At 71.8% G+C, this 23236-nt stretch carries 24 protein-coding genes; 14 read left to right on the forward strand and 10 right to left on the reverse strand.

Annotated elements, in window-relative coordinates; genetic code table 11:
- Positions 1-148: 148 nt before the first annotated feature.
- The 8 genes from RCR19_RS10340 (at position 149) to RCR19_RS10375 (ending at position 6573) form a co-directional block, all read left to right on the forward strand.
- Entirely contained in the window at positions 149-925 is a 777-nt protein-coding gene (locus RCR19_RS10340; protein ID WP_059132070.1) for an amino acid ABC transporter ATP-binding protein, read from the forward strand.
- 100 nt (positions 926-1025) lie between these two features.
- The gene (locus RCR19_RS10345) at positions 1026-1859 is read left to right on the forward strand and encodes a glutamate ABC transporter substrate-binding protein (RefSeq protein ID WP_331264882.1); all 834 of its coding nucleotides are present in this window, start codon (positions 1026-1028) and stop codon (positions 1857-1859) included.
- A gap of 75 nt (positions 1860-1934) precedes the next feature.
- Complete coding sequence (locus tag RCR19_RS10350; RefSeq protein WP_331264883.1) at positions 1935-2600, forward strand: amino acid ABC transporter permease; 666 nt, start codon at positions 1935-1937, stop codon at positions 2598-2600.
- The gene (locus RCR19_RS10355; RefSeq protein ID WP_331264884.1) at positions 2597-3481 is read left to right on the forward strand and encodes an amino acid ABC transporter permease; all 885 of its coding nucleotides are present in this window, start codon (positions 2597-2599) and stop codon (positions 3479-3481) included. The genes RCR19_RS10350 and RCR19_RS10355 overlap by 4 nt, the downstream gene beginning before the upstream one ends.
- Positions 3482-3656: 175 nt before the next feature.
- Positions 3657-5345, forward strand: a complete 1689-nt coding sequence (locus RCR19_RS10360; protein ID WP_331264885.1) for an FAD-dependent monooxygenase — start codon at positions 3657-3659, stop codon at positions 5343-5345.
- A gap of 150 nt (positions 5346-5495) precedes the next feature.
- Positions 5496-5567, forward strand: coding sequence for a putative leader peptide (locus tag RCR19_RS10365; RefSeq protein ID WP_311710492.1), 72 nt, complete (start codon positions 5496-5498; stop codon positions 5565-5567).
- 74 nt (positions 5568-5641) lie between these two features.
- The gene (locus RCR19_RS10370; RefSeq protein ID WP_331264886.1) at positions 5642-6175 is read left to right on the forward strand and encodes a cysteine dioxygenase; all 534 of its coding nucleotides are present in this window, start codon (positions 5642-5644) and stop codon (positions 6173-6175) included.
- Positions 6172-6573 carry a rhodanese-like domain-containing protein gene (locus tag RCR19_RS10375; protein WP_331264887.1) on the forward strand — a complete coding sequence of 134 codons (402 nt, stop codon included), beginning with the start codon at positions 6172-6174 and terminating at the stop codon, positions 6571-6573. The genes RCR19_RS10370 and RCR19_RS10375 overlap by 4 nt, the downstream gene beginning before the upstream one ends.
- Positions 6574-6728: 155 nt before the next feature.
- On the opposite strand, the gene recX is transcribed toward RCR19_RS10375, so the two are convergent.
- Positions 6729-7505, reverse strand: coding sequence for a recombination regulator RecX (recX, locus tag RCR19_RS10380; protein ID WP_331264888.1), 777 nt, complete (start codon positions 7503-7505; stop codon positions 6729-6731).
- 3 nt (positions 7506-7508) lie between these two features.
- A complete protein-coding gene (recA, locus tag RCR19_RS10385) occupies positions 7509-8636 on the reverse strand; it encodes a recombinase RecA (RefSeq protein ID WP_331264889.1) in 1128 nt (375 codons plus the stop codon).
- 324 nt (positions 8637-8960) lie between these two features.
- Here recA and RCR19_RS10390 point away from each other — a divergent pair, with 324 nt between their 5' ends.
- Both RCR19_RS10390 and RCR19_RS10395 read left to right on the forward strand, forming a co-directional pair.
- Positions 8961-9341: a hypothetical protein gene (locus RCR19_RS10390; RefSeq protein ID WP_331264890.1), complete on the forward strand. Its 381-nt coding sequence runs from the start codon at positions 8961-8963 to the stop codon at positions 9339-9341.
- 56 nt (positions 9342-9397) lie between these two features.
- Entirely contained in the window at positions 9398-10132 is a 735-nt protein-coding gene (locus RCR19_RS10395; protein WP_331269401.1) for a hypothetical protein, read from the forward strand.
- A gap of 27 nt (positions 10133-10159) precedes the next feature.
- Here RCR19_RS10395 and RCR19_RS10400 read toward each other — a convergent pair whose 3' ends face one another.
- Positions 10160-11374, reverse strand: a complete 1215-nt coding sequence (locus RCR19_RS10400; RefSeq protein ID WP_331264891.1) for an AI-2E family transporter — start codon at positions 11372-11374, stop codon at positions 10160-10162.
- A gap of 60 nt (positions 11375-11434) precedes the next feature.
- A complete protein-coding gene (locus RCR19_RS10405) occupies positions 11435-11629 on the reverse strand; it encodes a DUF3046 domain-containing protein (RefSeq protein WP_331264892.1) in 195 nt (64 codons plus the stop codon).
- An 80-nt stretch (positions 11630-11709) separates the two neighbouring features.
- Here RCR19_RS10405 and RCR19_RS10410 point away from each other — a divergent pair, with 80 nt between their 5' ends.
- A complete protein-coding gene (locus tag RCR19_RS10410) occupies positions 11710-12654 on the forward strand; it encodes a hypothetical protein (protein WP_331264893.1) in 945 nt (314 codons plus the stop codon).
- Positions 12655-12725: 71 nt separating this feature from the next.
- On the opposite strand, the gene RCR19_RS10415 is transcribed toward RCR19_RS10410, so the two are convergent.
- The 3 genes from RCR19_RS10415 to RCR19_RS10425 are packed head-to-tail and all read right to left on the reverse strand — an operon-like array spanning position 12726 to position 14694.
- The gene (locus tag RCR19_RS10415) at positions 12726-13034 is read right to left on the reverse strand and encodes an AzlD domain-containing protein (RefSeq protein ID WP_059132056.1); all 309 of its coding nucleotides are present in this window, start codon (positions 13032-13034) and stop codon (positions 12726-12728) included.
- Positions 13031-13801: an AzlC family ABC transporter permease gene (locus RCR19_RS10420; protein WP_331264894.1), complete on the reverse strand. Its 771-nt coding sequence runs from the start codon at positions 13799-13801 to the stop codon at positions 13031-13033. The genes RCR19_RS10415 and RCR19_RS10420 overlap by 4 nt, the downstream gene beginning before the upstream one ends.
- A complete protein-coding gene (locus RCR19_RS10425) occupies positions 13702-14694 on the reverse strand; it encodes an AraC family transcriptional regulator (protein ID WP_331264895.1) in 993 nt (330 codons plus the stop codon). Before RCR19_RS10425 ends, RCR19_RS10420 begins: the two co-directional genes overlap by 100 nt.
- Positions 14695-14803: 109 nt before the next feature.
- Between RCR19_RS10425 and RCR19_RS10430 the strand changes: the two genes are divergently transcribed.
- The 3 genes from RCR19_RS10430 (at position 14804) to RCR19_RS10440 (ending at position 21497) form a co-directional block, all read left to right on the forward strand.
- Positions 14804-19756, forward strand: coding sequence for an ATP-dependent helicase (locus RCR19_RS10430; protein ID WP_331264896.1), 4953 nt, complete (start codon positions 14804-14806; stop codon positions 19754-19756).
- A gap of 97 nt (positions 19757-19853) precedes the next feature.
- A complete protein-coding gene (locus RCR19_RS10435) occupies positions 19854-20702 on the forward strand; it encodes a DNA-formamidopyrimidine glycosylase family protein (RefSeq protein WP_331264897.1) in 849 nt (282 codons plus the stop codon).
- A gap of 33 nt (positions 20703-20735) precedes the next feature.
- Positions 20736-21497: an SDR family NAD(P)-dependent oxidoreductase gene (locus tag RCR19_RS10440; RefSeq protein WP_331264898.1), complete on the forward strand. Its 762-nt coding sequence runs from the start codon at positions 20736-20738 to the stop codon at positions 21495-21497.
- A 106-nt stretch (positions 21498-21603) separates the two neighbouring features.
- Here RCR19_RS10440 and RCR19_RS10445 read toward each other — a convergent pair whose 3' ends face one another.
- The 3 genes from RCR19_RS10445 to RCR19_RS10455 form a co-directional block, all read right to left on the reverse strand.
- On the reverse strand, positions 21604-21867 hold the full coding sequence (locus tag RCR19_RS10445; RefSeq protein WP_331264899.1) for a hypothetical protein: 264 nt from the start codon (positions 21865-21867) through the stop codon (positions 21604-21606).
- Between the two features lie 190 nt (positions 21868-22057).
- A complete protein-coding gene (locus RCR19_RS10450; RefSeq protein ID WP_059132051.1) occupies positions 22058-22528 on the reverse strand; it encodes a DNA starvation/stationary phase protection protein in 471 nt (156 codons plus the stop codon).
- 276 nt (positions 22529-22804) lie between these two features.
- Complete coding sequence (locus tag RCR19_RS10455) at positions 22805-23182, reverse strand: helix-turn-helix transcriptional regulator (RefSeq protein WP_331264900.1); 378 nt, start codon at positions 23180-23182, stop codon at positions 22805-22807.
- Positions 23183-23236: the final 54 nt, after the last annotated feature.

Raw genomic sequence — 23236 nt, forward strand, 5'->3', positions numbered from 1 at the left:
GCCGGTACGCGCTCCCGCACGGGTACTACGGATCGTGCCCGGCCGCTATCGGATTGTGATGCTCAGATCTCCCTCAGATGTAATGACGCTGGTCGTACGGCCTTACTACTGTCCTCCGAAACCGAGCGAGGACGGAGCCAGTGAGCACATGACCGAAGTATCGGTGGCCAAGGACTCGGTGGCCGCGACCGACGATCTGGTCGTCCTGAGCAGCGTGAACAAGCACTTCGGCGCGTTGCACGTGCTCCAGGACATCGACCTGACCATCGCCCGTGGCGAGGTCGTCGTGGTCATCGGCCCCTCGGGGTCGGGGAAGTCCACTCTGTGCCGCACCATCAACCGCCTGGAGGCGATCGACTCCGGCACGATCCTGATCGACGGAAAGCCGCTGCCCGACGAGGGCCGTGAGCTGGCCCGGCTGCGCGCCGACGTCGGCATGGTGTTCCAGTCCTTCAACCTCTTCGCGCACAAGACGGTGCTCGAGAACGTGATGCTGGGTCAGGTCAAGGTCCGCCGGACGGACAAGCACAAGGCTGAGGAGAAGGCGCGCGGCCTGCTCGACCGTGTGGGGGTCGGCACCCAGGCGGACAAGTACCCCGCACAGCTCTCCGGCGGCCAGCAGCAGCGTGTCGCGATCGCCCGCGCGCTGGCGATGGACCCCAAGGTCATGCTCTTCGACGAGCCGACCTCCGCCCTGGACCCCGAGATGATCAACGAGGTCCTCGAAGTCATGCAACAGCTCGCCCGGGACGGCATGACCATGGTCGTCGTCACGCACGAGATGGGCTTCGCCCGTTCCGCCGCCAACCGCGTGGTCTTCATGGCCGACGGCCGCATCGTCGAAGAGGCCACGCCGGACCAGTTCTTCAGCAACCCGCGCAGTGACCGGGCGAAGGACTTCCTGTCGAAGATCCTGCACCACTGACGGCCCACCCCATCTGCACGGCGGCCGGGGCGTCCGCCACCGGCGGTCCGCCTCGCGGGCCCCGGGCCCGCATCTGATCACCACGCAAAGGATGTTCACCATGAAGCTCCGCAAGGTCACCGCCGCCTCGGCCGCCGTCCTCGCGCTCGCCGTCGCCGCGACCGCCTGTGGCTCGGGCGACAAGGACGACAGCGGCTCGGGCGGCGGCAAGAAGATCACCGTCGGCATCAAGTTCGACCAGCCCGGTATCGGCCAGAAGACGCCGCAGGGTTACTCCGGCTTCGACGTCGACGTCGCCAAGTACGTGGCGAAGAAGCTCGGCTACAACGAGGACCAGATCGAGTGGAAGGAGTCCAAGAGCGCCGACCGCGAGACCATGCTGCAGCGCGGTGACGTGGACTTCATCACCGCGTCGTACTCGATCACCCCGGAGCGCCAGCAGAAGGTCGACTTCGCGGGCCCCTACCTGCTCGCCCACCAGGACGTTCTGATCCGCGCCGACGACAGCGCGATCAAGACGCCGGCCGACCTCAACAGCAAGAAGCTGTGCTCGGTGACCGGTTCGACCTCGGCCCAGAACGTCAAGGACAAGCTGGCGCCCAAGGCGGACCTGCAGCAGTACCCGACGTACTCGGCCTGCCTCACCGGTCTGCAGAACAAGGCCATCGACGCGCTGACCACGGACGACTCGATCCTGGCCGGCTATGCCTCCCAGGCCCAGTTCAAGGGCAAGTTCAAGCTCGGCGGCTTCAAGATGACCAACGAGAACTACGGCATCGGCGTCAAGAAGGGCAGCGACCTCAAGGACAAGATCAACAAGGCCCTCGAGGACATGGTCTCCGACGGTTCCTGGGACAAGGCCGTGCAGGCCAACTTCGGTCCCGCGAACTACAAGAACGAGCCCGCGCCGAAGATCGGCGACATCAAGAGCTGAGTCATCGCCCGGCCGGTGCGCCGCCCACGGGGGGCGGCGCACCGGGGCAACCCACACGCGGAAGCGCGGGAGATCGTGTTCGACTTTCTTGAAGGTTACGACCTGCTGGGGGCCTTCTGGGTGACGGTGCAGCTCACCCTGCTCTCGGCCGTCGGCTCCCTGATATGGGGGACGCTGCTGGCCGCCATGCGCGTCGGTCCTGTGCCCCTGATGCGCGGCTTCGGTACCGCCTACGTCAACATCGTGCGCAACATCCCGCTCACGGTGATCATTCTGTTCACCTCGCTCGGCCTCAACCAGACCCTCGGCATCAGCCTCGGTGCGCACAACTTCGACACCATCAACTTCCGGCTCTCCGTGCTCGGTCTGATCGCCTACACCTCGGCCTTCGTCTGCGAGGCGATCCGGGCCGGCATCAACACCGTACCGGTCGGCCAGGCGGAGGCGGCCCGGGCCATCGGGCTGAGCTTCACCCAGGTCCTGACACTGATCGTGCTGCCCCAGGCGTTCCGCTCGGTCGTCGGCCCGCTGACCAACGTTCTGATCGCCCTGACCAAGAACACCACGGTCGCCGCCGCGATCGGCGTGGCCGAGGCCGCCCTGTTGATGAAGAAGATGCTCGAGAACGAGGCCCAGCTGCTGCTGATCTCCGCGGTGTTCGCGTTCGGTTTCGTGTGCCTGACGCTGCCGACCGGCCTGATCCTCGGCTGGGTGGGCAAGAAGGTGGCGGTGAAGCGATGAGCTCCGTGCTGTACGACGCCCAGGGCCCCCGGGCCAAACGGCGCAACGTCCTCTATACGATCGTGTTTCTGCTGGTCCTCGCGGCGGCCGGCTGGTGGGTGTTCAAGAGCCTCGACGACAAGGGGCAGTTGGACTGGGAGAAGTGGAAGCCGTTCTTCGCCGGCACGGAGGCGTGGACCACGTACATCCTGCCCGGCCTGAAGAACACCCTGATCGCCGCGGCGCTGTCGATGATCATCGCGCTCCCGCTGGGCGCCGTCTTCGGCATCGCGCGACTGTCCGACCACGCCTGGATCCGGGTGCCGGCCGCCGTGGTGGTCGAGTTCTTCCGGGCCATCCCCGTGCTGATTCTGATGATCTTCGGCGTGGCACTGTTCTTCAAGTACACCAGCGTCAGTTCGGACGACCGCCCGCTGTACGCCGTCGTCACCGGCCTGGTGCTCTACAACGCCTCCGTGCTCGCGGAGATCGTCCGGGCCGGCATCCTCGCCCTGCCCAAGGGCCAGACGGAGGCCGCGCACGCGATCGGTCTTCGCAAGACCCAGACCATGACGTCGATCCTGCTGCCGCAGGCGGTCACCGCGATGCTGCCCGCCATCGTCAGTCAGCTCGTTGTGATCGTGAAGGACACCGCACTCGGCGGAGCCGTCCTCACCTTCTCCGAACTGCTGGCCTCGGCCAACACGATGAGCTCGTACTACGGCGCGAACACCATCGCCAGCTTCACGGTCGTCGCACTGATCTTCGTGTTGATCAACTTCAGCCTCACGACCTTCGCGGGCTGGCTGGAGCGCCGGCTGCGGCGCGGCAAGAAGTCCACCGGCGTGGTACTGCCGCCGGCGGCGATGGCAGGTACCGAGTCGACAGGCGCCGCCGCCTGACGAGCTGTCAACCCGAAGGTACGACACCGGAGCAGCGGCCCGGCCGCCGCTGCCTCGGTAGCTTGACGCAAGCACCGGCAATAGGTTGCATACGTTCTGTGATCGTGCACCCTGCTCCAACCCCCTGTTCACAGGCGTCCCACGGGACACCGCCACGGGCAGGGGGCGCCACGCCGTGGACCCGGTGATCATCGTCGGCGCGGGGCCCGTGGGGCTCTCGCTCGCCCTTGCGCTGGCGCGCCAGGAGGTGCCGTCCGTGGTCCTCGACGAGGGGCCGGGCAAGGACGAGCAGCGGCCCGCACGCACGGTCGTACTGCCCGAGGACACCGCCGCGCTGATGGAACGGCTGACCGGGGTGCCGCTCGGCGAGTACGGACTGCGCTGGACCGGATGGCGGTCGATGCGGCGCAAGCAGGTGATCCGGGAGGTCGCCTTCGAACCGCCCGGCGCCGGGCAGGACCGCCCGGGCGGCTACGGCTCCGCGGTCGAGCGGGCCGTCGAGGACCGCGAGGGCACGGCCGAAGGGCCCCGGACCGTCGAGGGTCCCCCACCGCTGCACATCGCCCAGCACGTGCTGACCGGTGCCCTGCGCGAGGCCATCGCGGGCGAACGGCTGGTCAAGGTCGCGGTGGAGAGCCGGCTGGACCTGCTGGAGCAGGAACCTTCAGGCGTGACGGCACACACCCGAGGACCCAACGCCATATGGTGGCGCGGCAGTCATCTGGTCGGCTGCGACGGACCGCGCTCGACCGTGCGCAAGCTCCTGGACATCCGCTTCCCGGGCCGTACGGCCGTGGAGCGTCACGCCGTCGCGGCGCTGCGCGCCGAACTTCCTTGGGCCGGTGAGGCGTTACTCCACCGGATGCCGCCCTGGCGGACGTCGGGGCCTTCGGGCGGCGAGGTCACCGCACGCCCCCTGCCGGACGGCGTGTGGCGCCTGGACTGGCTGCTGCCGGGCAAGGACCTGGTCACGCCCGAACTGCTGGTCGCCCGCATCCGGGAGACCCTGGCCGGCTGGAACGGGGGCACCACCCCCGCGTACGACCTGCTGGACACGGGGGTGCACATCGTCCACCACCGGCTCGCCCGCCGCTGGCGCTCCGGCCGCGTCTTCCTCGCCGGGGACTCCGCGCATCTGCTCGGCGCGCTCGGCACCCAGGGCCTGGACGAGGGCCTCCGGGACATCGACAACCTCGCCTGGAAGCTGGCACTGGCCTGGCACCACGGTCCGCACGAGGCCCTGCTCGACAGCTACCAGGGGGAGCGCCGGACCGCGGTCGCCGCCCGGCTGCGCGCCGCCGACCAGGCACTGCCCCTGCTGCGCGGCGGCGGAGGACTGCGTTCGTACGTGCCCGGTTCAGCCCGTGGGCAGGAGGCGCTGCTCGCGGACGGCCACCTCGGGCGCGGCCCGCTCGGGGCTCCGGGAGCCTACGGCGCCTCCACGCTCGCGCCCGCCCCCACCGAGGCGGCGGTGCCGGTCGGCACCGAGCCCGGGGCGCCGGTCGTGGATGTGCGGGTGACCGCGGAGGACGGCTCGTTCGTACGGCTGCGGGACCGGCTCGGGCGTGGATCGCTGCTGGTGGTACTGGTCGCTCCGGGCACAGGTGTGTGGGAGCGCAAGCACTGGGTGTCAGCCGGGATCATGCCCCGGCTGGCCGCCGCGGTGACGGCCCTGCCGCATCCCGCGGAACTGCTGGTCGCCGAGAGCTACCCGGGCGCGGCCGCCCACACGGTCCTCCTGATCCGTCCGGACGGCCATCTGGTCACGGCACTGGGCGGAGTGCGCCCGGCGGACCTGTACCAGGCGGCGGAGGCGGCACTGGGAGGTCAGTCGACGGCGAAGGCGGCCGCGAGCGCGAGGTGACGGTGCGGGAGGCGCGGCCTTCGGATGACAGGGCGTCAGACGCAGGACCCGATGTGCCCGAACACCTGATTGCCACGACGTCCACATGGTGACTGTCGGTTGACCGCACCGCACCGCCATGGTGTACTCCGGATCGTGAGCGACACCTGTGTGCACCTGTGGCGGAGGGTCCATATGGACCTTGTCCGCTATGCGGGCTGCGTGTGTCGCCCGTCCTGCTGATCTCGCTTCTTTCACCTGCGCGCGCCGTGTTCTGACGGATGCGCGCCTCGCGCGAACCCTCAGGACGGTACCCGATGTCTGCATCCCTTTCTGCCTCCGTTTCCGCCCCGCCGCAGGCACCCACCCAGGCCGATCTGCTCGCCTTCGTACGCCGAACGGCCGCCGATGCGGAGCTGATCACCTCTCTCCCGCTGGACCCCGAAGGTCGTACCTGGATGCGCCTGGAGGGCCCGGGCGGCAGCGAGGCCTGGCTCATCGGCTGGCCGCCGGGCACCGGTACCGGCTGGCACGATCACGCCGACTCGTGCGGCGCCTTTGTCACCGCGTCGGGCGAACTCAAGGAGAACTCGCTCGCGGCCCGGCTGCCCTCCGACGGCTGGAAGACCCTGGAACTGACCGAGGGGGTCGACCGGGAGCGACGGCTGCCCGCCGGCACCGGACGCTCCTTCGGGCAGCACCATGTGCACGAGGTGCTCAACGAGTCCCCCGACCGGCATGCGGTCTCGGTGCATGCCTACTACCCGCCCCTGCCGCAGATCCGCCGCTACAGCCGTACCGGCCAGGTGCTGCGGCTGGAGCAGGTCGAGCGACCGGAGGACTGGAGTTGAGCTCGGCATCCGAACGCCCCCTGGGCATCGACGAACTCCTGGAACGGGTCCGCGTGGACCTCGACAGGGTGGAGGCGGCGGACGCCTTCGAGGCCGCGCAGGCCGGTGAGGCCCTGCTCGTGGACATCCGGTACGCCGCGCTGCGCGACCGGGACGGGCTGATCCCCGGCGCTCTTGTCGTCGAGCGCAATGAACTGGAGTGGCGCCTCGACCCCCAGGGCAGCCACCGCGCCCCCGAGGCGACGAGCCACGACCTGCGCGTCGTCGTCATCTGCAACGAGGGCTATGCCTCCAGCCTCGCCGCCGTGTCCCTGCGCCAACTCGGCCTGCGGCGAGCCACGGACCTGGTGGGCGGCTTCCAGGCCTGGAGGGCCGCCGGGCTGCCGGTCATGACCTAGGGCCCCGCGACGCCGGCATGATCCAAACGACAGACCCTGGCCACGCATCCGGGCGGACCGGCGGCCGGGCTGCCCGCCGGCACTTCGAGCCGTGACCGACGTCCGTCGCCACTGTGCTTCGGGCAACGGGGAACCGGGGCGCCGAGCAGCGGGGTTCAGAAGCCCTCGTCCTCCAGCCCCTGTGTCTCCTCCCCCTCGGCCTCCAGTGCCTGGCGGACCACCCGCAGGGCCATGCCCTCGGAGTAGCCCTTGCGGGCGAGCATGCCCGCAAGGCGGCGCAGGCGCTTGTCGCGGTCCAGGCCCCGGGTCGCGCGCAGCTTGCGTGCGACGAGTTCACGCGCGGTGGCCTCCTCCTGTTCCACGTCGAGCCGGCCTACCGCCTCGTCGATGAGCGAGGTGTCCACGCCCTTCGTACGCAGTTCCTGCGCGAGTGCCCGGCGGGCCAGTCCCCGTCCGTGGTGCCGGGACTCCACCCAGGCGTCCGCGAAGGCGCCGTCGTCGATCAGGCCCACTTCCTCGAACCGTGACAGCACCTGGTCCGCCACGTCCTCGGGGATCTCCCGCTTGCGCAGGGCGTCCGCGAGTTGCTTCCGCGTGCGTGGGGTCCCGGTGAGCAGGCGCAGACAGATCGCCCGCGCCCGCTCGACCGGGTCCCCCGGGGGCCCCCCCTCCTCGGCCCTCGACGAGTGGAAGGAACCTCCGTCCTGTGGGCCCTCGGCCGGATCCCCGAATCCGCGCCGCCGCCCTCGCCCTCGTCGCCCGCGTGCCCGCCCGTCCCCGTACGGAGTGCCCTCGTCATGGGCGTCCGCCTCGCCGCGCACATCGTCCGACCCCGCGTCACCGCCCCCGACCGACCCCCCGTCGCCCCGGTTCCCCCTGCCCTGCGAGGCGACGGGGTGTGCGCACTCGGCCCAGTCGGTTCGTCGTGTCATGGGCTAGCTCTTGGCCGCCGGGGCCTTGGCCTTGGCACCCTTGGCCGCCGGGGCGGGCACCGACTTGGCGGCGTCCTCGCCCGCGGGTGCGGCACTTGCCGCGTCCGCGCCCGGCTCGGCGGAGGGCTCCTCGGGACGGACGCCGACGCCCAGCTTCTCCTTGATCTTCTTCTCGATCTCGTTGGCCAGGTCGGGGTTGTCGCGCAGGAAGTTGCGCGCGTTCTCCTTGCCCTGGCCGAGCTGGTCGCCCTCGTACGTGTACCAGGCGCCGGCCTTGCGGACGAAGCCGTGCTCGACGCCCATGTCGATCAGACCGCCCTCGCGGCTGATGCCCTGCCCGTAGAGGATGTCGAACTCGGCCTGCTTGAAGGGCGGGGCGACCTTGTTCTTCACGACCTTGCAGCGCGTGCGGTTGCCGACCGCCTCCGTGCCGTCCTTCAGGGTCTCGATGCGGCGGATGTCGATACGCACCGAGGCGTAGAACTTCAGCGCGCGGCCACCCGTCGTGGTCTCGGGGGAGCCGAACATCACGCCGATCTTCTCGCGCAGCTGGTTGATGAAGATCGCCGTGGTCTTGGACTGGTTGAGCGCGCTGGTGATCTTCCGCAGGGCCTGGCTCATCAGCCGGGCCTGCAGACCCACGTGGCTGTCGCCCATCTCGCCCTCGATCTCCGCCCGCGGGACGAGCGCGGCGACGGAGTCGATGACGATGAGGTCGAGCGCGCCGGAGCGGACGAGCATGTCCACGATCTCCAGCGCCTGTTCGCCGTTGTCCGGCTGGGAGAGGATCAGGTTGTCGATGTCGACGCCCAGCTTGCGCGCGTACTCGGGGTCGAGGGCGTGCTCGGCGTCCACGAAGGCGACCTGTCCGCCGGCCTTCTGAGCGTTCGCCACCGCGTGCAGGGTGAGGGTCGTCTTACCGGAGGACTCCGGCCCGTAGATCTCCACCACACGGCCGCGCGGCAGTCCACCGACACCGAGGGCCACGTCGAGCGCGGTCGACCCGGTCGGGATGACCTCGATGGGCTCCCTCGACCGCTCGCCCATGCGCATGACCGCGCCCTTGCCGAATTGCCGTTCAATCTGTGCGAGCGCGGCATCGAGAGCCTTCTCGCGGTCGGTTCCTGCCATGGGTTCCACCCGGTTTGCTTGAGTCGATCGCTTCACGTCAAAGACGCTAACGCCTGCCACTGACAATGCGCCCCGACGCCCGTCCGGCCTGTGGATAACTCGGGCACTTCTCCGTGAATCCATGTCGGAATCCCCGTCGAGAACCCCGCCGGAGCTTCCATAAGAATGGATGTTCGAATTTCGTGTCAAGCGCACAACCCGGCACCACCGAGACTACGTTCGGGGTCCGACGGCGACCCGGTTTTCGCGGTACTCCCGACGGCGTACGGCGGGTGCCTCCGGCCGGCGGACGACCGGCCGGGCCGCTCTCGCCAGGCTTGGCGCATGGAGAACGACAGGATCCCCCCGCACAACCGCGGGACGGGCCGTCCCGCCGCCGCGACCGCGGCACCGACCGCACCGCCCCCGCCCGCCTCGCCGGCGGGGGGCCGCATCGCCGACGGCACCGGCCGCCCCGTCGTACCCGCCCGCCTCGCCGTCCCGCTCGTGGCGGCCGACCCGCCCGACCGGACCGCGAGCCGCCCGACGGCCGGGCCCTACCCCGCCGGTCCGCCCGTCGCGGTGGGCGCGCCGGGGGGCCGGGACACCGGCGGGCGTCTCCCCTCGGAAGACGGCCTGCCCGTCGTCCCCACCGTCGTGGGGCGCGTCGCCCGTCCCGGCCTCGCCGGGGACACCGCACTCCTCATGAAGGGGGCCCCGGCCTGATGGCGGCATCCCTCGCACCGGAGCGGCGGGCGCTCGTGCCGTCCGGGGTGTCCGGTATGAGCCGGGCCGAGCGTCTGTGCGTCGCGACCGGCGTCTTCCTGTGTCTGTCCGGCCTGGTGCATCTGGTGGTGTTCCTCGTCGACGGCGGCCCCTGGTACGGACCCGTCTCCTGGCGCAAGCCCGTCACGTTCGGACTGTCCTTCGGACTGACCCTGATCGCGGTCACCTGGGTGACCTCGTACCTGCGGATCGGCGCGCGGCGGCGCGCCGCCCTCCTGGTGGTGTTCGCCGCCGACTGCGTCGTGGAGGTCGCCGGGATCACCCTTCAGGCGTGGCGCCGCGTGCCGTCCCACCTCAACACCGAGACGCCCTTCGACACCGCGGTCGCGATGACACTCGCGGTCGGCGGCGGCGTCCTGGTCGTCGTCCTCTCGGCGTTCGCCGCCGCGGCGTTCCGGCGCCGTCCCGGCGGCCCCCCGGGCATGGCGCTCGCACTGCGCTCCGGGTTCGCGATCCTGATGGTCGCACTGCTCTCCGGCGCCGCGATGATCGCGCGCGGGGTGGTGCTGTCCCGCACCGGACACCAGCAGGCGGCGTACGACTCCACGGCGTCGCTCAAGCCGCTGCACGGGGTGAGCCTGCACGCCGTGCTGGTGCTGCCCGTCCTGGTACTGCTGCTCGCGCGCACCTCCTGGAGCGAGGTCGCCAGGCAGCGGGTCCTGTACGCGGCGGTCGGCGCCTATGCGGCCGCGGTGCTCGTGGCGGGGATCCGGGCGGGGCTCACCTGGTGATCCCCGCCGGGCGACGACCTCGCGCCGTCAGCCGCGCAGCAGTTGCCGCAGTCGCGTGGTGAGACCGCTCGAGGCCCGTGGTGTCCGGTGTCCCTGGACCCGGGGATCGTCCGTCACGGCGTACCGCTTCACGTACGCCCCGAGGAACGCCTGCAGCGTGGCGACCGCGGGGATGGAGATCAGGGCGCCCACCGCACCGAGGAGGGCGGTGCCCGCGATGACCGACCCGAAGGCGACCGCGGGATGGATGTCCACGGACCGGGCGGTCAGCTTGGGCTGCAGCATGTAGTTCTCGAACTGCTGGTAGACCACGACGAAGATCAGCACCCACAGCGCGTACCAGGGATCCACGGTGAAGGCGATCAGCATCGGCAGGGCCCCGGCGAGATACGTGCCGATGGTGGGGATGAACTGCGAGACCAGACCGACCCAGACGGCGAGCACGGGCGCGTACGGAATGCCCAGCGCCTCCAGCAGGACGTAGTGGGCGATGCCCGAGATCAGCGCCATCAGGCCGCGTGAGTAGAGGTAACCGCCCGTCTTGTTGACGGCGATCTCCCACGCACGCAGCACCTCGGCCTGCCGCGCGGGCGGCAGCACGGAGCACAGGGCGCGGCGCAGCCGCGGTCCGTCGGCGGCGAAGTAGAACGAGAACAGCGTGATCGTCAGCAACTGGAAGAGACCGCCCAGCACCTGCGCGGAGACGTCCAGGACACCGGTGGCGCTGTTCTGGACGTACTTCCTGAGCCAGTCGGAGTGGACCAGGCTGTCCTGTACGTCCACACGTCTGAGCTCGCTGTGGAACGTGGAGTTGATCCAGTTGATGACCGAGTCGAGGTAGCCCGGGAAGCCCTCGATCATCTTGATGATCTGGCCCGCGAGAATCGAACCGAGCAGGGTGACGAACCCGGCCACCGCGATCGCAAGCCCGAGGAACACCAGGAAGGTGGCCAGCCCCCTGCGCATGCCGTGTGCGGCCATCCAGCTCACCGCGGGCTCTATGGCGAGCGCCAGGAAGAAGGCGATCAGAATGTTGATCAGCAGGCCGGTGACCTGGTGGAACGCCCAGCTGCCGAGCTGGAACGCGGCGACGAGGGCGAGCGCCAGCACCATGGCGCGCGGCAGCCAGCGCGGCATGCGGCCGCTCGGCGCGGCGCCGCCAGCCGCCGGGGGGCGGGGCGGAGTCGTACCGAGCGGTGAATCCTGCTGAGGGACCTGCGCGGTCTCGTCTGTGGGTGGCACGGGGCAAGTCTCGCCCACTCCACCGTCGATCGGGGAATCGTTACGGATCGTCGTGGCCTTTCAGCGCTTCTCGTGGGGAATTTCCACAGCCGTGCACACCGCGCGCCACACGTCCCGGGCCTCCCATCCGGCGTCCAGTGCCTGATGCACCGTGCGCCCCCCGAGCTCCGCCATGACGTGGTCGCGCGCGAAGGTGTCGGCGTAGGTCTCACCGAAGTGATCCGCCATCCGCTGCCAGAAGACCGTCAACCGCATGCACTCAGTATCCCGCTCCTGAGAGTGGGCCCGGCCGGTGACCGCTTTCCGGGACCGCTGTGCGCCCTACGGTCTGAGCCATGGCCGTAACCGGAGCATCCCCACTCCCCACGACGCCCTCGGCGCGCTCACCGCTGTCCCGCGCCGAGCACTTCGTCTGGCTCACCGCTCGCGTACTGGAGCAGCGGCGCTTCGAGTACCACTTCCTCGCCGGCGGCGCCGACCCGGTGGAGTCCGCGCTGACCGCCTACCGCAACGAGGACGAGGGCTACGGTCACGCCCTCGAACCGGATCTGCGCGGACCGTTCAGCCAGCCCCTGCACACCATGCACGCGCTGCGCGTCCTCGACTCCATCGGGCGCTGCGGCGGGCGGCGTGCGGAGCGGGTGTGCCGCTATCTGACCGCGGTGGCGACGCCGGACGGCGCTCTGCCGGCGATCCACCCCGGTCAGCGGGGCTATCCGGCGGCGCCCTTCCTGCCGATCGTCGACGATCCCGCGAGCGACCTCCTGGCGACCGCTCCCGTGGTGGGCCTGCTGCACCGCAACGAGGTGTGGCACGCGTGGCTGTTCCGGGCCACCGACTTCTGCTGGCAGGCGGTCGAATCCCTGGAGAAGTCCCATCCCTACGAGATCGAGGCGGCCGTGGCCTTCCTGGACTCGGCGCCCGACCGCGTGCGCGCGCAGGCGGCGGCCGAGCGGCTGGGCCGCCTGGTGCGGGCGCAGCGGCTCGCGGTCCTGGACCCGGACCGCCTCGACGCCTACCCGGTCGCGTCCGGATACGCGCCGGGCGAGCACCACTTCCCCCACGACTTCGCGCGTGCCCCCGACTCCGTGGCGCGGGCCTGGTTCACCGACGAGGAGATGGCCCGCTCACTCGACCTGCTCGCGGCCGAACAGCAGGCGGACGGCGGCTGGCCGATCCGGTGGCGCGCTTGGGCCCCGGGTACCGCGCTGGAGTGCCGCCCCATGGTGACCATCGAGGCCCTGCGCACCCTGCGGGCATACGGACGGCCCATCGACTGACGGCGCAGGGCCCTGGCACGCGCGCCCCCGCGGGGTCCCGTGCTCCGGGTGCGTGCTGCCCCGGCGGCCGTTCAGCCCGCCATCGCCCGCACTCCCGCCGTCACCACGACGGCCGCGGCGACGACGAGCAGGAAGGGGGCGCGCAGCAGCAGGGCCACGGCCGCTGCTGCGAGCCCCGCGGCCCGGGCGTCCAGCACCGGGGAACGGCCGTCGGCGAAGGTCTGCTGGGCCGTGAGGGCGGCCAGCAGGGCCACGGGCAGCAGGGCCGCCAGCCGCCGCACGAGCGGCTTCTCCAGGAAGCCCGCCGGCACGAGAAGGCCGGTGAGCTTGACGACGTAGCAGCCGACCGCGGTGACACCGATCGCGATCCAGACGTTCAACGGTCCTCCCCCTGTTCGTACGGTACGTCGTCGGCGGCCCGGGCCACGGGTCCCGCCCCGCGCCGGCGTCCCTCCGCCCAGAGGACGGCCGGGGCCGCCAGCGCAGCCACCAGGACCGGCACGCCGGCGGGCAGCACCGGCAGCAGACCGAGCCCCAGGACCACGGCGGCACCGGCGACGGCACGCTCGGTGGTGGTCTTCAGCATCGGCGCGAGCAGCGCAAGGAACACGGCGGGACCGGCGGCGTCCAGACCCCATGCGCCTGTGTCCCCGATGGCACGTGCGCCGACGGCCCCCAGGAGCGTGGTCAGGTTCCAGAGCACGTAGAGGGTGAGCCCGGTGACGGTGAATCCGATCCGCACGCTCCGCCGGGTCGGCTGGGCGAGCGCGACGGCGGTGGTCTCGTCGATGACCCACTGAGCGGCCAGCGGGCGCACGGCCCGCGGCAGAGCGAGCAACTGCGACAGACGCAGCCCGTAGAACGCGTTCCGCACCCCCAGGAAGAAGGCGCCGGCGGCCGCAGTGAACGGGCTGCCGCCGGCCGCGAGGGCGCCCACCAGGGCGAACTGCGAGGCGCCGGTGAACACCAGCAGGCTGAGCGCACAGGTCTGCAGCAGCGTGAGGCCGCTGCCGGCCGAGGTCACTCCGAAGGCGAAGCCGGACAGCCCTACGGCGACCCCGACTCCGAGGGCGTCACGAACGACCGCCGCGTCCGGTTTTCCAACGTCTTGGCTGTGTATGTCCGCTCGTGCGGTTTGTTCTGCCACGCCGCGGACGGTACGGCCGACCCGTGACGGACGTCTTGTACGTTCTTGCGCCCCGTGGCCCCTTGATCGTCACGTCTGCGCTCGCGCTGGTACGACCCGGGCGGCACCCCCACGATCCGGGTGAAGTGGCGGTTGAGGTGAGGCTGGTCGGTGAATCCGACGGCGACGGCCGCTGCGGCGGGGGCGACTCCGGAGTCCAGAAGGCGCCGGGCCCGGCGGACCCGGGCGTCGGTCAGCCAGGTGTGCGGCGGCATGCCGTAGGCGTCGCGGAAGGCACGCAACAGCGCGAAGGGGCTGGTGCCGAGGTCGGCCGCCAACCGCTCCAGAGTCGGGGGCTCGGTCATCCGCTCCTCGAGCACCGCACGCGCGCGTGCCGCCGCCCGGGCACCCGCACCGCGCGGGGTGCGCTGCGGCATCGGTCCGCCGTTCAGGCGCAGCAGCCGGGTCACGGCGACCCGCAGCAGCGTGTCGGCGGCGAGTGCGTTCCCCTCGTCGGCGGCCCTGAGCACCTCGTGGACCAGACCGACCGCATAGGGGTCCTCCAGCACAGGACTGGCGAAGCCTGGCGTCCCACGGATGACCGTGGTCGCCGCGGCGATCTCGGCCACCAGCCCCGGCAAGGGGTAGACGGCTCCGTACCGCCAGCCCTCGGGGCTGCCGGCCCGGCCCGTGTGCGGGGTGTCGGGGTTGACGAGCGCCAGGGCGCCCGGGCCCGCGTACTGGTCGGAGCCGCCGTGGTGGAAGACCTCGACGCCGTCGGCGATGGCCGCGATCACGAAGTGCTCGTGCGTGTGCCGTACGAAGCTCTTGTGGATGTAGCGGGCTCGCAGCAGGTCGACACCGGGCAGTTCCTCGTACTGCCAGTGCCGTGCCCTCTCCCCGGAACCCGCCATGGCCCCATTCTGCGGCACGCCCGATGCGGACCGGACCGGAACGCATCCCTCACGCACCACGTTTGCGCAGGTCGGAGTGGTTGTCAGTGGACGGGTGCAGGATGGACGCATGCCCAGTCCCGCGCATCCGGCCCTCGACGGCTTCTCCCCCGCGACCCGCGACTGGTTCACGGGGGCGTTCTCCGCGCCCACCGCGGCCCAGGCCGGGGCGTGGCGCGCCATCGGCGAGGGTTCGGACGTGCTGGTGGTCGCCCCGACCGGCTCCGGCAAGACACTGGCCGCGTTCCTCGCCGCGCTCGACCAGCTGGCCTCCGTGCCGCCGCCCGCCGACCCCCGGAAACGCTGCCGCGTGCTGTACGTGTCCCCGCTGAAGGCCCTCGCGGTCGACGTGGAGCGAAACCTGCGCAGTCCGCTCACGGGGATCCGCCAGGAGTCGGTGCGGCTCGGCCTGCCCGAGCCGGAGGTGAAGGTGGGGATCCGCTCGGGCGACACCCCGGCCGCCGACCGCCGGGCGCTGGCCACGCGCCCGCCGGACATCCTGATCACCACGCCCGAGTCGCTCTTCCTGATGCTGACGTCCGCCACGCGCGACGCGCTGACCGGCGTGGAGACGGTGATTCTGGACGAGGTGCACGCCGTGGCGGGCACCAAGCGCGGCGCCCATCTGGCGCTCTCGCTGGAGCGGCTCGACGAGTTGCTGCCCCGGCCCGCCCGCCGCATCGGCCTGTCCGCCACCGTGCGCCCGGTGGACGAGGTGGCCCGCTTCCTCTCCCCCCGCCGCAAGGTGGAGATCGTCCAGCCCGAGTCCGGCAAGGAGTTCGACCTGTCGGTCGTCGTTCCCGTCGAGGACCTGGGCGAGCTGGGCGGCTCCCCCGTCAGCGACGGCGGCGAGGGCAAGGAGCGCCCCTCCATCTGGCCGCACGTCGAGGAACGGATCGCGGACCTGGTCCAGGCCCACCGCTCCACGATCGTGTTCGCCAACTCCCGCCGTCTCGCGGAGCGGCTGTGCAACAGGCTCAACGAGATCGCGTACGAGCGGGCGACCGGAGAGCCGCTGGAGGAGCACCACTCGCCGGCACAGCTGATGGGCGGCTCGGGTGCGGCGCAGGGCGCGCCCCCGGTGCTCGCGCGCGCCCACCACGGCTCGGTCTCCAAGGAGCAGCGGGCCGTCGTCGAGGAGGACCTCAAGGCGGGCCGGCTGCCCGCCGTCGTCGCCACCTCCAGCCTCGAGCTGGGCATCGACATGGGCGCGGTGGACCTGGTCGTCCAGGTCGAGTCGCCGCCCTCCGTGGCCTCCGGTCTGCAGCGCGTGGGCCGCGCGGGACACCAGGTCGGCGCAGTGTCCACCGGTGTGGTCTTCCCCAAGTACCGCGGCGATCTCGTCCAGGCCGCCGTGGTGACCGAGCGGATGCGGTCCGGCTCCATCGAGTCGCTGAAGGTCCCGGCGAACCCGCTGGACGTGCTCGCACAGCAACTCGTCGCCATGACCTCCCTCGACTCCTGGCAGTTCGACGACCTCCTTGCGACGGTCCGGCGGGCGGCCCCCTTCGCCTCGCTGCCCGAGTCGGCGTTCACGGCGGTGCTGGACATGCTCGCGGGACGCTACCCCTCCGACGCCTTCGCGGAGCTGCGGCCGCGTGTGGTGTGGGACCGGGTCGCCGGCACGATCACCGGCCGCCCCGGCGCGCAGCGTCTCGCCGTCACCTCGGGCGGCACGATCCCGGACCGCGGTCTCTTCGGGGTCTTCCTGGCCGGGGCCGACCCGAAGAAGGGCGGCGGGCGGGTCGGCGAGCTGGACGAGGAGATGGTGTACGAGTCCCGGGTCGGGGACGTGTTCACGCTGGGCACCAGTTCCTGGCGGATCGAGGACATCACCCGCGACCGGGTCCTGGTCTCCCCCGCTCCCGGCGTCCCCGGCCGGCTGCCGTTCTGGAAGGGCGACCAGCTCGGCCGGCCGCTGGAGCTGGGCCGGGCGGTGGGCACGTTCCTGCGCGAGGTGGGCTCGCTGTCGAAGGAGGACGCGCGGCTGCGACTGGTGTCCGCGGGCCTCGACGCCTGGGCCGCGGACAATGTGCTCGCCTACCTGGACGAGCAGCGCGAGGCCTGCGGCCACATCCCGGACGACCGTACGATCGTCGTCGAGCGGTTCCGTGACGAGCTGGGCGACTGGCGGGTCGTGGTGCACTCCCCGTTCGGCGCCCAGGTCCACGCACCCTGGGCGCTCGCGCTGGGCGCCCGGCTGTCCGAGCGCTACGGCATGGACGCCCAGGTCATGCACGCCGACGACGGCATCGTGCTGCGCCTGCCGGACGCCGATCTGATGGGCCTGGACCTGCTCGACCAGGAGCCGCTGAAGGCCGGTACGGAGTACGACGCCGAGCAGGCACCCGTCGGGGCGGCGGACGTGGCCTTCGACAAGGGCGAGGTGGACCAGGTCGTCACCGACCAGGTGGGCGGCTCGGCGCTGTTCGCCTCCCGGTTCCGGGAGTGCGCGGCCCGCGCGCTGCTGCTGCCGCGCCGCAACCCGGGCCGGCGCACCCCGCTGTGGCAGCAGCGTCAGCGCGCGGCCCAACTGCTCCAGGTGGCGAGCGAGTTCGGCTCGTTCCCGATCGTCCTGGAAGCGGTCCGCGAATGCCTCCAGGACGTGTTCGACGTCCCGGGGCTGGTCGAGCTGATGGGCGACATCGAGTCCCGCAAGGTGCGGCTCGTCGAGGTCACCACCCCCGAACCGTCCCCCTTCGCCCGCTCACTTCTGTTCGGATACGTCGCGCAGTTCCTCTACGAGGGGGACTCCCCGCTCGCCGAGCGCCGGGCCGCCGCCCTGTCGCTGGACTCCCGGCTGCTGGCCGAGCTGCTGGGCCAGGCGGAGCTGCGCGAGCTGCTCGACGCCGAGGTGCTGACCGAGCTGGAGCGCGAGCTTCAGTGGCTCACCGAAGACCGGCGCGTCAAGGACGTCGAGTCGGTCGCGGACGTGCTGCGGCTGCTCGGCCCGCTCACCGAGGCGGAGCTGGTGGAGCGGGGCGCCGACGCGCACTGGGCCGCGGATCTGGCCGCCGCCCGCCGCGCGATCAAGGTCCGGATCGCCGGCACCGATCACTGGGCGGCCGTGGAGGACGCGGGCCGGTTGCGCGACGCGTTGGGCACGGCGCTGCCGGTGGGAGTCCCGGAAGCCTTCACCGAGCCGGTCAAGGATCCCCTCGGCGACCTCCTCGCGCGCTACGCCCGCACCCACGGACCCTTCACATCGGCCACGGCTGCCGCGCGGTTCGGCCTCGGGGTGGCCGTGACCGAGGGCGCACTGCAGCGGCTGGCGGCGTCGGGGCGGATCGTCCAGGGCGAGTTCCACCCGGCGGGGATCGGCCAGGAGTGGTGCGACGCGACGGTGCTGCGCAGGCTGCGGCGCCGTTCCCTGGCGGCGTTGAGGCACGAACTGGAGCCCGTGCCTCCGGCCGCGCTCGCGCAGTTCCTGCCGCAGTGGCAACACGTGGGCAGCGGACACGGACTGCGCGGCATCGACGGCCTGGTGCGCGCGATCGAACAGTTGCAGGGCGCGTCCGTTCCCGCGTCCGCCCTGGAGAAGATCGTCCTGCCGTCCCGGGTCTCGAACTACACGCCCGCGATGCTGGACGAGCTCACGGCCGCCGGCGAGGTGGTGTGGGCGGGCGCCGGTGCACTGCCCGGCAAGGACGGCTGGGTCTCGCTGTATCTGGCGGATGCCGCGCCCCTGCTGCTGCCGCCTCCTCACCCCCTGGAGCTGACGGCGCTCCACCAGTCCGTCCTCGATGCCCTCTCCGGCGGTTACGGCCTGTTCTTCCGTCAGATCGCCGACCAGGTCCGCGCCACGACGCACCCGGACGCGACAGATCCTCAACTGGCCGACGTGATCTGGGACCTGGCCTGGTCGGGACGGCTCACGAACGACACGCTCGCACCGATGCGGTCGTTGCTCGGCTCGGGCCGCACCGCGGGCTCCACGGCCCACCGCGCCAAGCGCACGGTGCCACGCGGACGGTACGGCTCGCTGACGGCCGCCGCCCGACCCCAGTCCCGTACCGGCCCTCCGACCGTGGCGGGCCGTTGGTCGCTGCTGCCCGCCCGCGAGGCGGACACCACCGTCCGTGCCCACGCCCTGGCCCGGACGCTGCTGGACCGGCACGGCGTGGTGACCCGCGGCGCGGTGGCGGCGGAGGGCGTGGAGGGCGGCTTCTCGGCCGTGTACCGCGTGCTGTCCGCCTTCGAGGAGAGCGGTCAGGCCCGGCGCGGTTATGTGGTCGAGGGTCTCGGTGCGGCGCAGTTCGCGATGGACGGCGCGGTGGACCGGCTGCGCGCCGTGGCGAACGCACGCGAGCGGGGCGAGCCGTTGCCCGGCGCTCCCGGGGCGCCCCCCGCCGGAAACGGCTTCGCCAACGGCTTCCCCGAGACGGCCGCGCATCCATACGGCTTCGATCCCGCCGGCGCTCCGGATCCCGACGGCCCCGGCGCCGACGGCTTGGACGACCCGTTCGGCGATGTCTTCGACCCGGACGCGATCGGCCGGGACCCGTTGTCCGCTCCGGGCTTCGGTGGCCCCCGCTCGGGCTCCGGCCCCTCCGCCACGGGACCGGGCCCTCGCGCTCCCTACGCGCCGTACGGGCCGGGTCTTCCGCCGCACCGCGGCCGCCCCACGGGCCAGGCCCGGACCGTGGTCCTGGCGGCCGCCGACCCGGCGAACGCGTACGGCGCGGCGCTGTCGTGGCCGGAGCCACCGGACGGCGCGGGACACAAGCCGGGGCGCAAAGCGGGTTCGCTGGTGGTGCTCGTCGACGGTGAGCTGGCGCTCTACATGGAGCGGGGTGGCAAGACCCTCCTGGTCTGGCCGTCCGAGCCGGATGCCAGGGCGACGGAGGACCCCCGGGTGCGCGCCGCCGCCGAGGCGCTGGGCACGGCCGCAAAGGCGGGCTCGCTCGGCACGGTCACGGTGGAACGCGTCAACGGCGCCCCGGCCCTTTCGTCCCCGTTCGGCGTGGTGCTGGAGGGAGTCGGCTTCATCGCGACGCCAAGAGGACTGCGGATCCGGGCATGACACGTCGGCACGGAGGCCGCGGCGGGGCGACGGAGACGGCCCGTACCTCCGTGCGGGCACCCTCCGCCCCACCTCCCCGGCGTGTCACCCTTGTCCCATGCCCGAAGGCGACACCGTCCACCAAGCCGCGAAGCGTCTGCACGGTGCGCTCGCGGGAAAGGTGCTGACCCGTTCCGACCTCCGCGTGCCCAGGTACGCCACCGCCGACCTGACCGGCCGTACCGTCCTGGACGTCACCGCACGCGGCAAGCACCTCCTGACCCGGGTCGAGGGCGGGCTCACCCTGCACTCGCATCTGAGGATGGACGGCGTGTGGAAGGTCTACACACCCGGGCAGCGCTGGAGCGGCGGCCCCGCCCACCAGATCCGGGCGATCCTCAGCACCGGCGATCGCACCGCCGTCGGCTACCGGCTGCCCGTCCTGGAGCTGCTGCGCACCGTGGACGAGCACCGCGCGGTGGGCCATCTCGGTCCCGATCTCCTCGGCCCGGACTGGAATCCCGAGAGGGCGCTGGAGAACCTGCTGAGCGACCCCGCCCGCCCGCTGGGTGAGGCCCTGCTCGACCAGCGCAATCTGGCCGGGATCGGCAATGTCTACAAGAGCGAGCTGTGCTTCCTGCTCCGGGTGACCCCCTGGCTCGCCGTCGGCGATCTTCCGGCCGAGTACGCGTCCCGCCTCCCCGATCTCGCCAAGCGGCTCCTGGAGGCCAATCGCGACCGCCCCGCCCGCAACACCACAGGGCGGCGCGAGCAGAACCTCTTCGTCTACGGCCGTGCCCCGCGCCCGTGCGCCCGCTGCGGCGCTCCCGTCAGGGTGGCCGATCAGGGCGACGGCTCCCGCGACCGTCCCACCTACTGGTGTCCGGTCTGCCAGCGCGGTCCGGCTCCGTCCCCGTCGCACGGGCCTGCCGGCCGTCACAGCACCCCACCCCGCACAACCAATTGACGACCCGTCAGAAACACTCGTACCGTCGCTGTCATGGCCGTCGCGGCGTACGACCTCAGCGGACGCACCGCATTCGTCACCGGCGCCGCCAGCGGCATCGGCCGCGCCTCGGCCGTGCTGCTCGCGGAGGCGGGCGCCACCGTGCACTGTGCGGACCAGGACGCACAGGGCCTGCACGGGACCGCGATCCTGATCAAGGACCGAGGGGGCGCGGCGCGCACCCACCACCTCGATGTGACCGACCGTGCGCACCTCAAACGCGCGGTCGCGTCCTGCGAGGGCCTCGACATCATGGCGGCCGTCGCCGGCATCATGCACAGCAGTCCGGTGCTGGAGACGCGGGACGAGGACCTCGACCGGGTCCTGGCCGTCAACTTCAAGGGCGTGCTGCACGCCTGCCAGGAGGCCGCACTGCGCATGATCGCGGACGGCACACGCGGCAGCATCGTCACGATGGCCTCGAGCGCCGTCGACACCGGCGGTCCCGGGCTGCTCTGCTACGGCGTGGCGAAGGCCGCTGTGGTGCAGATGACAAAAACGCTCGCGGCCGAGGTCGGGCGGCACGGCATCCGGGTCAACGCGGTGGCGCCCGGCTGGACCCGTACGCCGATGACCGCCCGTCACGGGGAAGGACAGTCACAGACGGAGGCGTTCATGACGCGCCTGTCGCCTCTCGGCCGGGTCGGGGAACCGGAGGACATCGCCCACGCGGTCCTGCATCTGGCCTCCGACGCGGCATCGTTCACCACGGGCCAGATCCTCCGCCCGAACGGCGGCGTCGCGATGCCCTGGTGACACCCCGTGGGCGGTGCGGCGCGGCCGGGCCGGCAGCCGACCCCTCCGGGGGTCCCCTGAACACCCCCGGGCACGATCCCACCGGTCCCGTCCGCGCCCCACCCTCTCAGCGGGACTGCGTACCCCTCCCGCGCCCCCATGCGGTACGCCACCGTCGCCAGGACCGGGCCCACTGGTCCGACCCGGCCGCCCCCTCGGCCCGGGACTTCGGCACACAGTGCACCGGCAGCAGACTCAGTCCCCATCCCCCGGTCGCGACCGCCCCCTCCAGCACCCCCGCATCGGGTGCCAGCACGAGTCGGAGCACTCCCCACCACCACAGCGCGCCCAGCGCCAGCGCAGCCCCCCAGCGCGCCGTGGGCCTCGCCATGGTCGTCACCTCCAACCCGAGGAACCAGACCCTAGACCGGCCTGTCGCGGCTGAGGAGGGCGCACCAGCGGCACACAGGCGCACCGGCACCAGCGCATGCCCCCGGCGTCTGTCGCACGGGGCGCACCCCGCGCCCACCCTCCCCCACCACCGGCCCCACCGGTGTGCGGAGCACCACGGTGCCCCGCGTTCACCCGTTCTCCGCCTGGAACATCCAGTGGTGCTTCTCGAGGTCCGCGGTGATCCCCAGGAATATGTCCTGACTCACAGGGTCGGCCTCGGCGGTGGCGACCACCCGTTCGCGCATGGCTCCGATCACCGCCCCCAGGGCGGCCACCAGCGTGCCCACCGCATCCGTGTCCTTGACCCAGCCCTGGGGCACAGAGCCGATGCCACTGCCCTGGGCGACCGTCGGGGCCCGCCCGTCGGGCGGGACCCCCAGGGCCGAGGACCGTTCCGCGACGGTGTCGGAGTGCCGGCGTGCACTGTCCACGACCTCGTCGAGTTGCAGGTGGATGGAGCGGAAGCGCGGTCCGATCACGTTCCAGTGCACCTGCTTCGCCACCAGGGAGAGGTCGACCAGATCGACCAGGGCTCCCTGCAGCGCCTCCGAGACGATTTTGAGGTCCGTGTCGGACAGCGGGCTCTTCACGACGTACATCGGCATCCTCCGCATGCGTTCGTGTGGCCCCGAGCCCCCCGTCCTTCCACCATGGCCGCACCGTCGGGGCGCGGCAAACGGGGCCGGATGGCCGCACGGCCCTCACACGGGCGGCGGAAGCACAAACCCGGCTCGCGCGCCGCTCACCGGAGGAACGCGCCGGGTGACGGCACCCGGACGCGCGAGAGCCCCGGCCCGGCCTCTCCGGTCTCCCGGAGAGGCTCTGGCCAGGGCTCTTTCACACGTTGCCACCTCACCCACCCACGCGAGTGAGTATCAGGCGGCGACCACGTCCACTGCCTCGGCAGGCGCCTTGATCGTGACCCGTTCCGGTGGGACACCGGCGACGGACACGGAGTTGAGCATGGGACGACGTACCGGTGCGGGCACCGGTTCGGGTGCCGCAGCCGACCGTGCCAGCTCGGCGAGCGCGAGCTCGTCGCTCACTTCCCGCATGAGCTCGGACATCCGTACGTCCAGCGCGTCGCAGATCGCGGAGAGCAGCTCGGAGGACGCCTCCTTCTGCCCCCGCTCCACCTCGGAGAGATAGCCGAGAGAAACTCGGGCGGACGAGGAGACTTCGCGCAGAGTACGGCCCTGGCGCTGGCGCTGCCGACGCAGCACGTCACCCAGCAGGCGACGGAGCAGAATCATCGGTGGCTCCCTCCTCGGACCGCGAAACCGCATCCTTCACGCCCCACCGTACCG

The sequence above is a fragment of the Streptomyces sp. WAC07094 genome, assembly GCF_036320405.1.
Lineage (GTDB): Bacteria > Actinomycetota > Actinomycetes > Streptomycetales > Streptomycetaceae > Streptomyces > Streptomyces lannensis.

Excerpts from the sequence above, each read along its gene's own strand:
- RCR19_RS10340 (WP_059132070.1), top strand. The coding sequence starts at position 149 with ATGACCGAAGTATCGGTGGCCAAGGACTCGGTGGCCGCGACCGACGAT.
- RCR19_RS10345 (WP_331264882.1), top strand. The coding sequence starts at position 1,026 with ATGAAGCTCCGCAAGGTCACCGCCGCCTCGGCCGCCGTCCTCGCGCTC.
- RCR19_RS10355 (WP_331264884.1), top strand. The coding sequence starts at position 2,597 with ATGAGCTCCGTGCTGTACGACGCCCAGGGCCCCCGGGCCAAACGGCGC.
- RCR19_RS10370 (WP_331264886.1), top strand. The coding sequence starts at position 5,642 with ATGTCTGCATCCCTTTCTGCCTCCGTTTCCGCCCCGCCGCAGGCACCC.
- recX (WP_331264888.1), bottom strand. The coding sequence starts at position 7,505 with ATGACACGACGAACCGACTGGGCCGAGTGCGCACACCCCGTCGCCTCG.
- recA (WP_331264889.1), bottom strand. The coding sequence starts at position 8,636 with ATGGCAGGAACCGACCGCGAGAAGGCTCTCGATGCCGCGCTCGCACAG.
- RCR19_RS10390 (WP_331264890.1), top strand. The coding sequence starts at position 8,961 with ATGGAGAACGACAGGATCCCCCCGCACAACCGCGGGACGGGCCGTCCC.
- RCR19_RS10395 (WP_331269401.1), top strand. The coding sequence starts at position 9,398 with ATGAGCCGGGCCGAGCGTCTGTGCGTCGCGACCGGCGTCTTCCTGTGT.
- RCR19_RS10405 (WP_331264892.1), bottom strand. The coding sequence starts at position 11,629 with ATGCGGTTGACGGTCTTCTGGCAGCGGATGGCGGATCACTTCGGTGAG.
- RCR19_RS10410 (WP_331264893.1), top strand. The coding sequence starts at position 11,710 with ATGGCCGTAACCGGAGCATCCCCACTCCCCACGACGCCCTCGGCGCGC.
- RCR19_RS10425 (WP_331264895.1), bottom strand. The coding sequence starts at position 14,694 with ATGGCGGGTTCCGGGGAGAGGGCACGGCACTGGCAGTACGAGGAACTG.
- RCR19_RS10430 (WP_331264896.1), top strand. The coding sequence starts at position 14,804 with ATGCCCAGTCCCGCGCATCCGGCCCTCGACGGCTTCTCCCCCGCGACC.
- RCR19_RS10435 (WP_331264897.1), top strand. The coding sequence starts at position 19,854 with ATGCCCGAAGGCGACACCGTCCACCAAGCCGCGAAGCGTCTGCACGGT.
- RCR19_RS10440 (WP_331264898.1), top strand. The coding sequence starts at position 20,736 with ATGGCCGTCGCGGCGTACGACCTCAGCGGACGCACCGCATTCGTCACC.
- RCR19_RS10445 (WP_331264899.1), bottom strand. The coding sequence starts at position 21,867 with ATGGCGAGGCCCACGGCGCGCTGGGGGGCTGCGCTGGCGCTGGGCGCG.
- RCR19_RS10450 (WP_059132051.1), bottom strand. The coding sequence starts at position 22,528 with ATGTACGTCGTGAAGAGCCCGCTGTCCGACACGGACCTCAAAATCGTC.
- RCR19_RS10455 (WP_331264900.1), bottom strand. The coding sequence starts at position 23,182 with ATGATTCTGCTCCGTCGCCTGCTGGGTGACGTGCTGCGTCGGCAGCGC.